The sequence below is a fragment of the Tsuneonella deserti genome (assembly GCF_014644315.1).
In the GTDB taxonomy this organism is placed as follows: Bacteria; Pseudomonadota; Alphaproteobacteria; order Sphingomonadales; family Sphingomonadaceae; genus Tsuneonella; species Tsuneonella deserti.
Genome location: NZ_BMKL01000001.1, coordinates 2,356,802 through 2,370,949, shown reverse-complemented (window position 1 = coordinate 2,370,949; position 14,148 = coordinate 2,356,802). Strand labels below are relative to the sequence as shown.

Annotated in this window: 12 protein-coding genes; 5 read left to right on the top strand and 7 right to left on the bottom strand. The window is 67.2% G+C overall.

Translation table 11 applies throughout. The features are described 5' to 3' along the window. The first annotated feature begins 1 nt into the window (after position 1). Positions 2-376 (top strand): hypothetical protein, encoded by a 375-nt coding sequence (locus IEW58_RS11700; RefSeq protein WP_229658568.1) that lies wholly within the window; start codon positions 2-4, stop codon positions 374-376. On the opposite strand, the gene mnmA is transcribed toward IEW58_RS11700, so the two are convergent. Next, complete coding sequence (gene mnmA, locus IEW58_RS11695; protein WP_229658649.1) at positions 343-1,512, bottom strand: tRNA 2-thiouridine(34) synthase MnmA; 1,170 nt, start codon at positions 1,510-1,512, stop codon at positions 343-345. The genes IEW58_RS11700 and mnmA overlap by 34 nt on opposite strands. A 156-nt stretch (positions 1,513-1,668) precedes the next feature. Between mnmA and IEW58_RS11690 the strand changes: the two genes are divergently transcribed. From IEW58_RS11690 to IEW58_RS11680, 3 genes are all read left to right on the top strand, one after another. Continuing rightward, positions 1,669-1,962: a hypothetical protein gene (locus IEW58_RS11690; RefSeq protein ID WP_188645269.1), complete on the top strand. Its 294-nt coding sequence runs from the start codon at positions 1,669-1,671 to the stop codon at positions 1,960-1,962. Then, positions 1,962-2,261 (top strand): CtrA inhibitor SciP, encoded by a 300-nt coding sequence (gene sciP / locus IEW58_RS11685; RefSeq protein ID WP_188645268.1) that lies wholly within the window; start codon positions 1,962-1,964, stop codon positions 2,259-2,261. The genes IEW58_RS11690 and sciP overlap by 1 nt, the downstream gene beginning before the upstream one ends. 179 nt (positions 2,262-2,440) lie before the next feature. Further along, the gene (locus IEW58_RS11680; RefSeq protein ID WP_188645267.1) at positions 2,441-2,707 is read left to right on the top strand and encodes a GlsB/YeaQ/YmgE family stress response membrane protein; all 267 of its coding nucleotides are present in this window, start codon (positions 2,441-2,443) and stop codon (positions 2,705-2,707) included. An 82-nt stretch (positions 2,708-2,789) separates the two neighbouring features. Here IEW58_RS11680 and msrB read toward each other — a convergent pair whose 3' ends face one another. The 4 genes from msrB to IEW58_RS11660 all read right to left on the bottom strand — a co-directional run bounded on the left by msrB (position 2,790) and on the right by IEW58_RS11660 (position 6,976). Continuing rightward, on the bottom strand, positions 2,790-3,281 hold the full coding sequence (gene msrB / locus IEW58_RS11675; protein ID WP_188645266.1) for a peptide-methionine (R)-S-oxide reductase MsrB: 492 nt from the start codon (positions 3,279-3,281) through the stop codon (positions 2,790-2,792). A 50-nt stretch (positions 3,282-3,331) separates the two neighbouring features. After that, positions 3,332-4,660 (bottom strand): cytochrome P450, encoded by a 1,329-nt coding sequence (locus IEW58_RS11670; protein ID WP_188645265.1) that lies wholly within the window; start codon positions 4,658-4,660, stop codon positions 3,332-3,334. Positions 4,661-4,775: 115 nt separating this feature from the next. Continuing rightward, positions 4,776-5,984, bottom strand: coding sequence for an ABC transporter permease (locus IEW58_RS11665; protein ID WP_188645264.1), 1,209 nt, complete (start codon positions 5,982-5,984; stop codon positions 4,776-4,778). Further along, positions 5,981-6,976 (bottom strand): ABC transporter ATP-binding protein, encoded by a 996-nt coding sequence (locus tag IEW58_RS11660; RefSeq protein ID WP_188645263.1) that lies wholly within the window; start codon positions 6,974-6,976, stop codon positions 5,981-5,983. The genes IEW58_RS11665 and IEW58_RS11660 overlap by 4 nt, the downstream gene beginning before the upstream one ends. An 87-nt stretch (positions 6,977-7,063) precedes the next feature. Between IEW58_RS11660 and queG the strand changes: the two genes are divergently transcribed. Continuing rightward, a complete protein-coding gene (gene queG, locus IEW58_RS11655; RefSeq protein ID WP_188645806.1) occupies positions 7,064-8,083 on the top strand; it encodes a tRNA epoxyqueuosine(34) reductase QueG in 1,020 nt (339 codons plus the stop codon). Here queG and IEW58_RS11650 read toward each other — a convergent pair. Then, positions 8,067-9,305 carry an NAD(P)/FAD-dependent oxidoreductase gene (locus IEW58_RS11650; RefSeq protein ID WP_188645262.1) on the bottom strand — a complete coding sequence of 413 codons (1,239 nt, stop codon included), beginning with the start codon at positions 9,303-9,305 and terminating at the stop codon, positions 8,067-8,069. The two genes, queG and IEW58_RS11650, sit on opposite strands and share 17 nt — an antisense overlap. 44 nt (positions 9,306-9,349) lie before the next feature. Next, entirely contained in the window at positions 9,350-14,065 is a 4,716-nt protein-coding gene (locus IEW58_RS11645) for an NAD-glutamate dehydrogenase (protein WP_188645261.1), read from the bottom strand. Positions 14,066-14,148: the final 83 nt, after the last annotated feature.

The window sequence follows — 14,148 nt, the reverse complement described above, 5'->3', positions numbered from 1 at the left end:
GGTGCGCATTCGCATGGAGGATTCCCGCTTGGCAACGGCAAAGGCGTCTAGCCGACGGAACAATGGCAATCGCTTGCTGTGGCTCGGCGGCGTCACGGTCGCGCTGCTGGCATTATGGGCCGCCTTTGGCTCGGCAGCGCTCGGTTATGCCCGTGCCGGTTCTGCGTATGGAGCGCGGGTGGCCTGTTCCTGCCGTTTCGTCGCGGGCCGCAGCCTTGACGATTGCGCGAAGGACAAGGTTCCGGGAATGGAGCTGGTCAGCCTGTCGGAAGACGCCGAGGCGAAAAGCGTAACCGCGCGGATGCTGATCCTCGCCAGCGATACCGCTACCTATCGTGAAGGCTACGGCTGCGTGCTGGATCGCTGGGACGATTGATCACCGGCACCCTGGGTCGATTCGATCCAGCCGCCGCCGACCACCCGGTCTCCGGCATAAAGCACCGCCGCCTGACCCGGTGCCACGCCATATTCGGGTGAGGCGAAGCGGATCGTCACGTCCTTACCCTCGCCAAGCGTGCCTTCGAGGAAAACTCGAACCGGCTTTGCGAGGCTGCGCACTTTGGCGGTCAGCGGCTCGCCGGGCAGCGGTCCGATTCGATTTGTCTCGACCAGCCGTGCGGACGCCACCGCCAGCATCGCCCTGGGCCCGACCCGCACCTCGGCCGCGGCGGCATCGATATCCACGACATAGAGCGGCTCGGGCTGCCCGCCGATTTCCAGGCCGCGGCGCTGACCAACGGTGAAATGGATCACGCCCTTGTGGCTGCCGAGCGTCTCGCCGGTCGCAGCGTGGACGATAGCGCCGCCGCGGGCACCCTGCGGACGCAGCTTCTCGACAATCCCGGCGTAGTTTCCGTCAGGGACGAAGCAGATGTCCTGGCTATCGGGCTTGGCTGCATTGCGCAGCCCCGAAGCGGCAGCGAGCCGGCGCACGAGCGGCTTCTCGAGGCCACCCAGCGGAAAGCGCAGAAATTCGAGCTGCGCATTGGTGGTGCCGAATAGAAAGTAGGACTGGTCCCGTGCGGGATCGATCGCGCGGTGCAGTTCCGGCCCTGCGAGAGTGGCGACCCTGCGCACATAATGGCCCGTGGCCAGGCAGTCGGCACCTAGCTCGCGCGCCATCGCCAGGAGGTCGGTGAACTTGGGCCCCATGTTGCAGCGGATGCAGGGGACCGGCGTCCGGCCAGCGAGATAATCGTCGGCAAAGCGCTCGACAACTTCCTCGCGAAAGGCGCTTTCGTGGTCGAACACATAGTGTGCGATGCCGAGATTGTCGGCCACGTTGCGCGCATCGCGAATATCGTCGCCGGCGCAGCAGGCGCCCTTGCGCCCTGTGGCGGCGCCGTAGTCGTATAGCTGCAGCGTGATACCGATGGTCTCTGCCCCGCTGGCGGCAGCGAGGGCGGCCACGACGGAGGAGTCCACTCCGCCCGACATCGCCACCACGATCCGGCAAGCCGATGCCGGGCGCGGCAGGTCGAACAGCGTCGCCGCGGAAAGCGGATCGAGCATTTCGGCCGGGGGCGGGGCGAGGCTGGACAGGGCGTTCACGGCGGCGCCCATACACCCGGCGCCCCGTGCAGGCCAGAGCAGCAGGCAGTTAGTCCTAACCGGACGTAAATGGGCGCTTTACCGGTTCTTGACCGATGGGGCCCTAAACCCACGCTCATGTTCGAAGCCGTCTCCCTTCCCGACGCGGATTTCCGCTCTCAGGGCGCCCTGCGCACGCTCGACTGGAGCGAGATCGTCGCGCGGCTTTCCGCCACTCGCGATCTGCGCGCCGTGCTGGCCCGTCCTGTCGGCGCGGGCGGCGGGTTCGTGCCCGAAGCGGCGGCAGGCATTGCCGGCGCGGTGGAGGGCGAACGCGGTGTTAACCTTCCTGCTTTAGCGGCTGGCAAAGGCGCAGGTGTCACAATTGCCGCCGCTGCCCCGTGGGTGGGCTGTGGCGACCGGGACAAGTAATGATCGAGAACCAGAAAATCCGTCCGGCGCAGGTGATTGGCCCTCTCGGCGAGCCGCTCGGGATCGAGGACTTGCCGCCGCCGAACACCCAGCGCTGGGTCGTTCGCCGCAAGGCGGAAGTGGTCGCGGCCGTCAATGGCGGCCTGCTGACGATCGACGAGGTGCTCGAGCGCTATAACCTCACCCTCGAAGAGTTCGCGTCGTGGCAGCGTGCTGTCGACCGCTCGGGAATGCAGGGTCTGCGGGTGACGCGGATCCAGCATTACCGCGATCTCTACGAGCGCCAGCTCAAGTACTGACCCGCTCGCGCGAGGACCCACCGGCGGCTGCCGCAGCGGCGGGCGATTAGGTAATCCGGCCCGATTGCGATATTCTCCTGAATACCGGCCCAACGAGGCTGGGGAACGCTCTGCCTCAAGCGCCGTTTATTGCGGCGTACGATGCGCACCAGGGGCGCAATAACAGGAGGAATGCCGTTATGGGTTGGATTATCGCTATCATCGTCGGGGGTGTGGCTGGCTGGCTGGCAAGCATGGTCATGGCGCGCGACGCGTCGATGGGCATCATCATGAACATCATCGTCGGCATCATCGGTGCCCTGCTCGGCAACTGGATCGCCAACGCCTTCCTCGGCATGGACACCACCATCCAGACGTTCAACCTCCCGGGGTTCCTCGTCGCGATCGTCGGCGCCATCGTCCTGCTGGCGATCGTCAACCTCGTTCAGCGCGGCCGCGTCCGCTAACGACGAGTTCCAAGTTCAGGAAACGGCGGCGGGGGCTCGTGCCCTCGCCGCTATTTTTTTGCGCAGATGCCGCCTTTGACGGTCACGCGGCGCGAAAGACCATCGCGGCGCCGTTCATGCAATAGCGCTTGCCAGTCGGCTTGGGGCCGTCATTGAAAACGTGTCCCAGGTGTCCACCGCAGTCTGCGCACAGCACTTCGGTCCGAGGCACGCCGATCTTGTAATCGGTGTCGGTGACGATCGCACCGCGAAGCGGTTGCCAGAAGCTGGGCCAACCGGTGCCGCTTTCGAACTTGGTCGCGGAGGAATAGAGCGCGTTCCCGCAGCCCGCGCAGGCGAACGTGCCCTTCCGGTGTTCCTTGTTGAGCGGGGACGAGTACGGCCGCTCGGTGCCGGCCTGCCGCAGCACCCAGTACTGGGTCTTGCTTAGCTTCGCCTTCCACTGCGCATCGCTGAGGCCTTTGGGCCACGCGCGAGCCTGCGCCGGAGAACCGCCGCAGGCGGCAAGCACGGGCACGCTGGCCGCAGCGCCCAGCCACGAGATGAAGGAGCGGCGGTTCTTCGAAGCCAGCATAAGGATTCTCCCTACCTGCAACTCGCTCAACCGCCGCTGAACATGCGTCCTCAGAATTCGGTGATCTCGACTTCCATCTTGCGGAAACCGTGCACGAAGTTCGCCCGGACCCGCTCCACGTCGCCCGCCACATGGACGCGCATGCGCCGCTTGTGCATCTCTTCCAGCAGGACGCGCAGCTGCAGCTCGGCCAGGCGAGCACCGACGCAGCGATGGATGCCGTAGCCGAAAGACAGATGCCGCCGCGCGTTCTCGCGCCGGATGTCGAGCACGTCGGGATTCTCGAATACGGTTTCGTCGCGGTTGGCCGAGATGTACCACAGGACCAGCCGCTCCCCCTTTTTCACGGTCTGTCCGAACAGTTCGCTGTCCTCGGTCGCCAACCGGCGCATGTGCGCCAGCGGCGTCTGGTAACGCAGGATTTCCTGGATTGCGTTGGGGATCAGCGAGGGATCGTTTTCAAACAGCTTGCGCTGGTCGGGGAACTTGTCGAACGCATGAATGATCCCGCTCATGGTATTGCGGGTAGTGTCGTTCCCGCCGACAATCAGAAGCACCAGGTTGCCCATGAATTCTTCCGGGCTCATCTGGTTCATCGCAGGCGAGTGGATCATCATGGAAATGAGATCGGGCTGGGGCGGTTTGTTGGCGCGTTCCTGCCACAGCTGCATGAAGTAGGCGCCCATTTCGCGCAGGATGCCCTGGCGCTGGATGTCCAGTTCGCGGATCAGCGCGATTTCAGTGTCGCCTGCCCAATCGGACCAGAACGTCAGCAGGCGCCGGTCAGGCCACGGGAAATCAAACAGGATCGCCAGCATCCCGGTGGTCAACTCGATCGACACGGTATCGACCCAGTCGAACACTTTGTTGCGCGGCAGAGTGTCGAGCAGCTCGCCGGTGCGCTGACGGATTTCCGCTTCCATTTCCGCAATCGACGAAGGCGTGAACTTCGGTGCCACGGTGCGCCGTTGGCCGGTGTGCTTGGGCCGGTCCATCGCGATGAACATCGGTAGCTCGAACCGCTCGCGGCCCAGCTCGGCGAGCTTCTCGTCGCTCAAGGCCTCGAGGATGGTGATCCCGTCGGCAGAAGAATAAAGTTCCGGCAGCGCCTCGATGTGCTGGATCGCCCGGTGAGTGACGACGTTCCAGTGCGGGCCGAACGGGCTTTCGTTGACCTTGTGCAGATCGCCCGCCGCGCGCATCTCCTTGAAGATCGGTTGCCAGCGGTCCTCGACATAGATGTCGGACCGGCTGACGTCCCACTTTTCGGTATGATGCGGCAGCGCCTGCGGGTTCTCGCGCAGCGCCTGATCCAGCGCGTCAACCGCGCGTGGTGCGGTGGTCCACTGGGCCGGGGCCTCAAGCGGCTGGGTCGCCATCGATCTCTCTCCTTGGGGGCGACTCCTTTTCGGCCGCCTCTTCACGGTGCATCCTGCGCTTGCTTACCGCGCTGTCAATAGTGCGTTGCGAAATGCGACCGACCGGCAGCGCGATTCAGCGCGCGCGCAACCACCGCCATCGGCCGCCGGACCTTGACCCCTGCGGACCCGACTTCATCACCAGCCGGCGAAACAGCTGTGCGCCGAAACGCACGAAAAGCGACACCCACAGCGCCTGCCAGGCGAGCGCAACGAGGTGCGGCCAGAGGTCGGGCTGCTGTGCCGCGCGCGAGACCATGGCGTAGGGACTGCTCAACGGGAAGGCGGTGGCGGCCAGTTCGACCGGCGAGCCCAGGTCGCTCGTCGAGTAGGTGGCAAGGAAGAAAATGCCCAATTGCAGCATCGTCGCGGGCATGGACAGCGTCTGCACGTCGCGCACGGTCGGCGCCATTGCGCCGATCGTGAGGAACACGGATCCGATCAGAAGGTAGGCCATCGCGAAATAGACCAGGAACAACACGGCGAATAACGGCCACCCCACCGCGGGTGCGGGAAGCATGCCGATGCCGGCCCCGCCCGCGAGCGCCACTGCCGACGCAAGCCCGCCCCACACCGCTATACCGACGAAGCTGACGCCGAGCATGGCCACGAGCTTGCCGAGGAATACCGCGTCCATCGGAATCGCCGCGGCGAGAATCTCGATGATCTTGTTGGCTTTTTCCTCGACCAGGTTTGACATCACCATGCCCGCCAGCAGCATCGTCAGCAGGAAAAGCAGCGTCAGCGCGCCGGTCGCGGTGCCGACCCTGCCGCTCTTCTGGCTCGCGCCGCTGGTGGCTGTCGGTTGCAAGGCCACTTCGGGATAGCTCGTTCCGCTACCGCTCGCGGCGGCTGCGGCCAGCGCGACCTCCCCGCGCCACCGCTCGATCCGCTCGGGCGTGCCGATCAGGCGCGGTGCTTCGAGAGTGCCAGCGAGCACCGCACCGAAGTTGCGCTTCGTATCCGCCAGCACCTTGCCGGGATCCGCTTCGTTCGAGGCGACGCGTTCCATCCGCGGCAGGTCGATCAGCTGATCGAGCCGGTCACGCGCGGCAACCAGGGCGTCGGTATCGGCTTGCGACATCGTCACCGCCAGGATCGGCGGATCGCGGTTTTCGGCCGCCTTCTGGGTGATCGAAGCCGCGCCGATGCTGATCCCGCCGAAGAAGATCGGCCCGAGCAGAAAGAACAGGAACGCCTTTGAAAAAAGGATCGCCCGGAAATCGCGCCGCGCCACCACATAAGCGGCCTGCGCGAGCGACAGGCGTGACGTGCCGTCGTTCATCGGCCTTGCTCCGTGACGCTGTTTTCCTGGAGCGCGCGCGCGGCTGCCTCACCCGCGATCTCGACAAAGGCATCGTGCAGCCCGGCGCGCTCGATCGACAGGGAGAGGATGCCCGCGTTTCCTTCGATGAGGGCGCGCAGGAGCGGCTCTATCCCGCTCTCGGGCAACGAGAACAGCCAGTAGCGCCCTTCGCTGCGCGCATCCGCGGGCAGGGCGGCGCGCCATGCCCCGTCGGGCGAGGCAGTCTCCAGCCGCACCTGCGCCGGGATCCGGTCCCGCGCGGCGTCGACGCTGCCGGCGTAGGGTACCTTCCCGCCCGCGATGATCGCCACCCCTTCGCAGAGCCGCTCGGCATGGGCGATGACGTGGGTGGAAAAGATGACCGTGGTGCCTTCCGCGGCGAGGCGACGGATCATCGCCTCGAGCTTGCCCTGGTTGATCGCGTCGAGTCCGCTGAACGGCTCGTCGAGGACGACGAGGCGGGGGCGATGAACCAGCGTTCCCAGGAGCTGGACGGTCTGCGCCATGCCTTTGGAAAGCTGACGGATGGTCTTGTCGGCGGCGTGACCCAGGCCGTGCTCCTCGAGGAGTTCCCGGCCCCGGCGGCGTCCCTCCGCGAGCGGCACTCCGCGCAGCGCCCCGAGGAAGGCAATTGCCTCGTCCGCCTTCATCGATGGGTAGAGCCCGCGCTCCTCGGGCAGGTAGCCGATCAGCCGCGCGATGTCGTGCGGGCGCTCGTGCCCGAACACGCGCCGCACCCCTTCGTCCGGGTCGATGATGCCCAGGAGCATGCGCAGCGTCGTGGTCTTGCCCGCGCCATTGGGGCCGAGCACGCCATAAATTGCGCCCTGCGGCACCGCGAGGTCCACTCCATCGACCGCGAGCGTGCCTTCGAAGCGTTTGACGAGGCCGATGGCCTCGATCGCCAGCGGACCCGAAGGCGCTTCGGCCAAGTTGCCGGGAGGAAGCGAAGCGCTTAGCGGAGCGTTCATGCGTCCGGCGTTAACCGTGCGGCGTGAACGGGAGCAACCCCAAGTTTGGTTAACGAGCAAGGCCTCGGTGAATTGCGCGAGCGGTTGATGGCGCAGGCCCACGTCGAGGGGTTCGCGGCAGTGGGCTTCGCCTCGGCCGCGCCCGACGCTGCGCGCGCGGCACGGCTGCAGCAATACGTCGACCAGGGGCGCCACGGGTCCATGGAGTGGATGGCGAGCCGCATGGCGGAGCGTGCGTCGCCCCAGGGGTTATGGAGCGAGGCAAGGAGCGTGATCGCGCTCGGCATGAGCTACGCGCCCGCCGCCGATCCGCTGGCTCTTGCCGGAGCGCCGGACCGGGCGCGCATCTCGGTCTATGCCCAGGGACGCGATTATCACGATACCGTAAAGAAGGCGCTCAAGCGGCTTGCGCGCTGGCTGGTTGCCGAAGCGCCCAGCCAGCAGGTCAAGGTGTTTGTCGATACCGCGCCGGTGATGGAAAAGCCGCTCGGCGCGGCGGCCGGCCTCGGCTGGCAAGGCAAGCACACCAACCTGGTCAGCGGCCAGCACGGCTCGTGGCTTTTCCTGGGGGCGATCTACACCACGATCGATTTCTTCCCGGATGAGCCGCACCCGGATCGCTGCGGATCGTGCACCGCGTGCCAGGACGCCTGCCCCACCGCCGCCTTTCCCGCGCCCTTCCAGCTCGATGCGCGGCGCTGCATCTCGTATCTCACCATCGAGCATGCCGGTCCGATTCCGCACGAGTTCCGCAAGGCGATGGGCAACCGGATCTACGGCTGCGACGATTGCCTGGTGGTTTGTCCCTGGAACAAGTTCGCCAGCGTGGCGGCTACGAACAAGGCATTCCTGCCGCGCGCGGAGCTGGCCGCGCCCCGGCTCGCCGAGTTGCTGGCGCTCGACGACGCGGGATTCCGCGCGCTGTTCTCGGGCAGCCCTGTCAAGCGGATCGGGCGAAACCGCTTCGTGCGCAACTGCCTGGTCGCGGCCGGAAATTCGCGGGACGCCTCGCTTGTCGAGCCCGTCGGGGCACTGGCGGCCGACCCTGATCCCGTCGTCGCGGAGGCAGCCCGCTGGGCACTGGGCGAGCTTACAGCAGCTCCTTGAGCGGCACTGCCGGATCGGCCAACAGGCCCCGGTCCGGCGCCGCGCGCGCTTCGACCAGCTTGCGGCCCTGGACGTAGTCCTTGGTCGCATTCACGCAATCGAGCGCGATGACGCGGCCTTCCTTCAGGTACACCAGCGAGAACTTCGCGTCTGCGGGATCTCCGCGCAGAACCGCCTCGTCGTAACCGAGCGAGAGTCCGGCGGTCTGCAGCTTGAGATCGTACTGGTTCGACCAGAACCAGGGGAAAGCGCCATAGGGCTCTTCCAAGCCTGCTATATGCTTGGCCACCGTGGTCGCCATGTCGTGCGCGTTCTGCACCGATTCGAGGCGGATGACCGCGCCAGCCGCCCATCGGCTCGCGTGCGCGGCGCAATCGCCGATGGCGTAGATGTCGGGCAGGGAAGTCCGGCAGAATTCATCGACGTCGACTCCGTTGGCGCCCGCCGCACCCGCAGCGATCAGCGGCCCTGCGGCGGGGACGATGCCGATACCGACCACGACCATGTCGCAGGCGATTGCCTCCCCGTCCTCCAAAACGACCCGCCTGACCCAGCCGTTTTCGCCCTCGATCCGATCGACGGTCGCGCCCAGCCGCAGGTCCACGCCGTGGGCACGGTGCTGGTCCTCGTAAAACGCACTGAGCGGCTCGCCCGCCACCCTCGCCAGTACGCGGGGCAGCGCCTCGAGCAGGGTCACCGTGCAGCCGAGCTTGGTCAGCACTGCGGCAGCCTCGAGACCGATATAGCCACCGCCCACGACAACCACCCGTTTCGCACCGTTATCGAGCTCAGCCATGATGCGGTCGGCATCGGCCTTGTCGCGCACGGCGTGGACGCCGGACAGGTCCGCGCCGGCGCAAGACAGCCGCCGCGGATCGCCCCCGGCGGCCCAGACCAGCTTGCCGTATCCAACCTCACCGCCACCAGCGAGCTTGATGGTATGGGCCGACGGATCGACTGCGGTCGCCACGGTGCCGGGGCGCAGGGTCACCTCCCGCTCGTCCCAGAAGGCGGGCGGACGAATGAGGATGCGCTCGAACGGCTTTTCGCGGGCGAGATATTCCTTCGACAGAGGCGGACGTTCGTAAGGGGGCGAGCGATCGCGCCCGATCATCATGATCGAGCCTTCGAAACCTTGCTGGCGGAGCGCGATCGCCGCCTGTGCGCCGCCGTGGCCGCTGCCGACGATGACGATGTCCGCGCGCTGGGGCTCACTGTCCATGCGCGCGGACTTGCCGCAAACAGCGGCGCCGTCAAGCGAACGCGCTAGCGCCCGAGCAGGTTGCGCGCCTGGCTGGCGATCTGCGCGAGCATGGCGGGAGCCACCGGGCTCTGCCCTTGCGCGCGGCCAATCATCGAGCGGAACTGGCGAATCTCGTCGCGATGCTCATCGGTCCAGGCATCGACTGTCGCTGCCGGATCGGTCTTGCCATCCTTTCTGCGCGACAGGCGGCGCAGGAAGTCGAGCCGCATCTGCTGGAAATCGCGCGCCAGGCCGGCGACCAGCAGGCGTTCCCACACGTCAGACGGGTTCATCAACTTGGCGGTGCCCTGCGCCCAGTCGAGACCGAGCCGTTCACCCAGCCGGGTGAATGCGCCCGTGAGCGCCATGGGCGCGATCCCCGCATGGCCGGCAAGACCTGCCAGCCCGACGACGCCGTCGATATCGAACAGGTGCGCCACTTGCGCCGCGAGCGGCTCCGGCGCGCCTGCTTCGACGAACATCGCCTTCAGCCGCGCCGACTGCTGGCGCGATTCGGGAGCGAGCAGGCGGTCGGCCGCCGCCGACAGCTCCTCGACGCCGCCGGCCAGTTCGTCCACCAGTCGCGAAGGTTCGCACGCACTTCCTCCCGCTCGCAAGAGGTCTGCCATCTGCCCGCGCATGGCTGCCGCCATCCGTTCGAACAACATCAAGCGCGCCGTTTCGGGCATCGCCGCGGTTTCGAGCGCGGACCACAGGGCGGGCGCACCGAACAGCCGCTCGGCGGCCACGAAGGCGCCGGCGACCGAGGCGAGCCCGGCGCCTTCCTCTTCGGCCAGCTCGAACGGGTGCACCAGTCCCAGGCGGTTGACCATGCGATTGGCGAGCTTGGTCGCCACGATTTCGGTCCGCAGCCGGTGGCCCAGGATCTGCTTGCGATAAGGCCCCCGCATCGGCTCGGGGAAGGCGGCGAGCAGCGTGTCTTCCAGCAGCGGGTCCTCCGCCAGCGGACTGGCCTCGATCGAGGACTGCAGCACCAGCTTGACCGACGACAGCAGCACCGCAAGTTCCGGCCGGGTAAGCCCGATGCCATCGGAAGCCCGGCGGGCCAGCGCGTCGCCCTCGGCAAGGCCTTCCGTCTTGCGATCGAGCGCCCCGCGATCCTCCAGCGCCTCAATCAGCCGCGTGTGGGAACCGACCGCCGTGGCGCCCCCGCGCGAGGCTATCGACAGGGCCAGCGCCTGCAGCCGGTTGTCCTCCAGCACGAGCTGCGCGACCTCGTCGGTCATCGCTTCGAGCAGCTTGATCCGCTTGGGCTCGGTCAGCTCCCCCTCGCGCTTGGCGGCCGCGAGCGCGATCTTGATGTTCACCTCGTTGTCCGAGCAATCGACACCGGCGGAGTTGTCGATGAAGTCGGTGTTTATGCGTCCTCCCCCCAGCGCGAACTCGATCCGGGCTGCCTGCGTGACACCGAGGTTGGCGCCTTCACCGATCACCTTCGCGCGGACGTCGGCGGCATCGACCCGCAGCGGGTCGTTCGCCGGGTCGCCGACCTGCGCGTTGTTCTCGGTAGACGCCTTGAGATACGTCCCGATGCCGCCGAACCAGAGGAGATCGACGGGGCTTTTGAGGATCGCCGCGATCAGCGCCTCGGGCTCCATCTCGGCCGCGTCGACGCCCAGCGCCTCGCGCACCTGCTTCGATAGTGGGACGGTCTTCAGGCTGCGGGCGAACACGCCGCCGCCCTTGCTGATCAGCTTGGGATCGTAGTCCTCCCAGCTCGAGCGCGGCAGGCCGAACATCCGCTTGCGTTCCTTCCAGCTCGCCGCCGGATCGGGATCGGGATCGAGGAAGATGTGCCGGTGGTCGAACGCAGCGACCAGCTTGATCGCCTTCGACAGGAGCATGCCGTTGCCGAACACGTCGCCCGACATGTCTCCGCAACCGGCAACGCGGACCGGCTCCTTCTGCACGTCGACGCCCATTTCAAGGAAATGGCGCTGCACGGAAACCCAGGCCCCGCGCGCGGTGATGCCCATCGCCTTGTGGTCGTAGCCGTTGGAACCGCCGCTGGCGAACGCGTCATCCAGCCAGAAGTCCCGGCTTTCCGCGATGGCATTGGCGACGTCGGAGAACGTCGCGGTACCCTTGTCGGCGGCGACCACGAAGTAGGGATCGTCGCCATCGCGGATGACGACGCTATCGGGATGCACCACCTTGTCGCCGACGATGTTGTCGGTGACCGACAGCAGCGTGCGGATGAACACCTCGTAGCTGGCGCGCCCTTCCGCCGCCCAGGCCTCGCGGTCGCGGGCCATGTCGGGCAGCTGCTTGGGGTAGAACCCGCCCTTGGCACCGGTCGGCACGATGACGGCGTTCTTCACCCGCTGCGCCTTCATCAGGCCGAGTACTTCGGTGCGGAAGTCGTCCCGCCGGTCGGACCAGCGCAGGCCGCCGCGGGCTACAGGCCCGGCGCGCAGGTGAATCCCTTCGACGCGGCGCGAGTAGACGAAGATCTCGCGCCAGGGCAGCGGCTTGGGCAGACCCGGAACGAGCGCGCTGTCGAGCTTGAACGCGAGCGCTTCGCGCGCGGCAGGGGCGAAGGCATTGGTGCGCAGCACGGCGTCGATGGTCGCGTGATAGAGGCGCAGCAGACGGTCGTCGTTGATCGCGGCGACTTGCGACAGGCCTCGGCGAATAGCCTGGTTTTGCTCTTCGGCAGCCAAGTCGCGGTCGCCGGAAAAAGCCGGGTCGTGGCGCGCGGCGAACAGGGCCACCAGCGACCGGGTGACTTGCGGCGCGCGGCCGAGCGCATCGACCACCGTCTGGATGGTGAAGCCGATGCCGGCTTGGCGCAGGTAACGGTAGAAGGCACGCAGCCAGTCCGCCTCGCGCACGGAAAGCGAGGTTCCGACGACAAGCCGGTTGAAGGCGTCGTCCTCGGCCTCTCCGTTGAGGACCGCGGCGATCGCCTGCTCGAGCGCTTCGGCCCGTTCGAGGAGCTGCGGAATGGACTCGCCGTTGCCGTGTGCGAGGATGAAGTCGTGGATCGTGCCCACGCGGCCCTCGTCGAGGGGGGTGGCTCGCTCCTCGATCACCTCGAAGCCGAAGTTCTCCAGCGCCGGGACCGCATCCGACAGAGTCAGCAGGCCCTGATGCTGGTACACCTTCAGGCGCAGGCGCCCCTCCTCGTCGCTTTCGCTCCGATAGAGACGCACGCCGCGCAGCGCCCGGCTGCCGTCGCTCTCGCTTTCGGCGATTGACAGTCGGCGCAGGCGCCGGATGTCGCTCGCAGCCTCGGCGGCCCCGTATGTCGTGCGGTACGGGGTGGGGAAGCTGTCTGCGTAGCGGGTCGCCAGCGCCGCTGCCCGGCCAGCGTCTCCGTCGGTTGCGAGTTCGCTTTCGACCGCCTCGCCCCAGCCGCGCAGAAGCGCCTCGATCGCCGCCTCGAGCGGCTCGCTGTCGACTGTTCCGGCGTTGTCGCGATAGTCGAGGACGTAACGCAGCATGGCCAGCGTGCTGCCTTCGACCTGCAGGCTCCAGTCGAGCGCCTTGGCCTGGGCACCTTCCTCAAGCAGGCTCGCGATGCGCAGGCGAACCTGTGTCGACAGCATGTCGCGCGGGAGCCAGACGAAGGCGAACAGGTGGCGCGAGAGCGGCGCCTCGACCAGAACCAGGCGCGGCCGGGGCCGGTCGACCAGGCTCATCATCGCGGTGGCGACCCGCTCGATGTCGTTGTCCGAGAAGCCGATGATGAGGTCGTGCGGCAGCGCCGTCAGCGCGTGGACCAGCGCCTTGCCCGTGTGGCTTGCCGGATCGAACCCGAATTTCTCGTTGAGCGCGGCCAGTTGCGCGCGAAGCAGCGGCACTTGCGCGGGGGGAGTTGCGAGCGACGCGCTCGTCCACACTCCGGCGTGCACCGACAGCGCGGCAAGCTTGCCGTTTTCGTGGAGCGGGACGATGAACAGGTCCAGCGGGACGTGCCGGTGGACGTTGGACAGCCGGTTGGCCTTGACGATCAGCGGCGCGCGACCGCCGTCTTCGAACCAGGCGAATGCGCGCTCGAACGACTGGTCGGCGAGGATCGCCTTGGCGCTCTTTCGGCAGATGCCGAGCAGGTTCGTCTGCGCTCCGTCCCGCTTGCGGGTGAGGTGGCCGAGCTGCGTCAGCATTCCGCCTTCGAGCCAGCGCAGCAGTTCCGCGCCCTCGCTGTCGCCGAGCGCGTCCGCATCGTTTCGCATGGCCGCCCGCATCTTCGGCCAATCGGCGACAGCGGCGCGCACGTCGGCCAGCGTCACCGCGAGGTCGTTATCCAGCGAACGCCGTTCGCGCGCGTCGAGCCTCGGCGTCTCGAGATAGATCATCGATTCGCGCGGGTCGCCATTGGGAGGCCCGGCTGGCAGATCGGTCAGGACGCCGTTCGCGTCGCGCCGTACCGGGATGACGGGGTGGACCAGCCGGTCGATGGCGACCCCGTGGGCTGCGACAGTCGCCGCGACCGAATCGACGAGAAAAGGCATGTCGTCGTTGACCAGCGCGATGCGCATGAAGCGCCGCCCTTCGGCCGCGGATTCCACGGTTACGACCGGCTCGCCGCTGGTGCGCCTGGCGGCCGCTTCGAGAAGAAAATCGGCGGCCTGGCGAAGCTGCTCCGGAGCGAAAGCGGTGTCGCCTGGCAGGAGCGACGCGGCCATCCGCTCGGCCAGCGCGCCGGCGAGCCGATCTCCGCCTCCCTGCTTGCGAGGGGAGATCGGGTTCGAATCGTCGGCTTTGGCGGCCATCCTGCGTGCTCCTGAGCCCGCCCGTTGCAGCCAGTGGAGGCACGCGGGCCCGTGTTACAATGTTGCTGCACCGTGCAGCAATG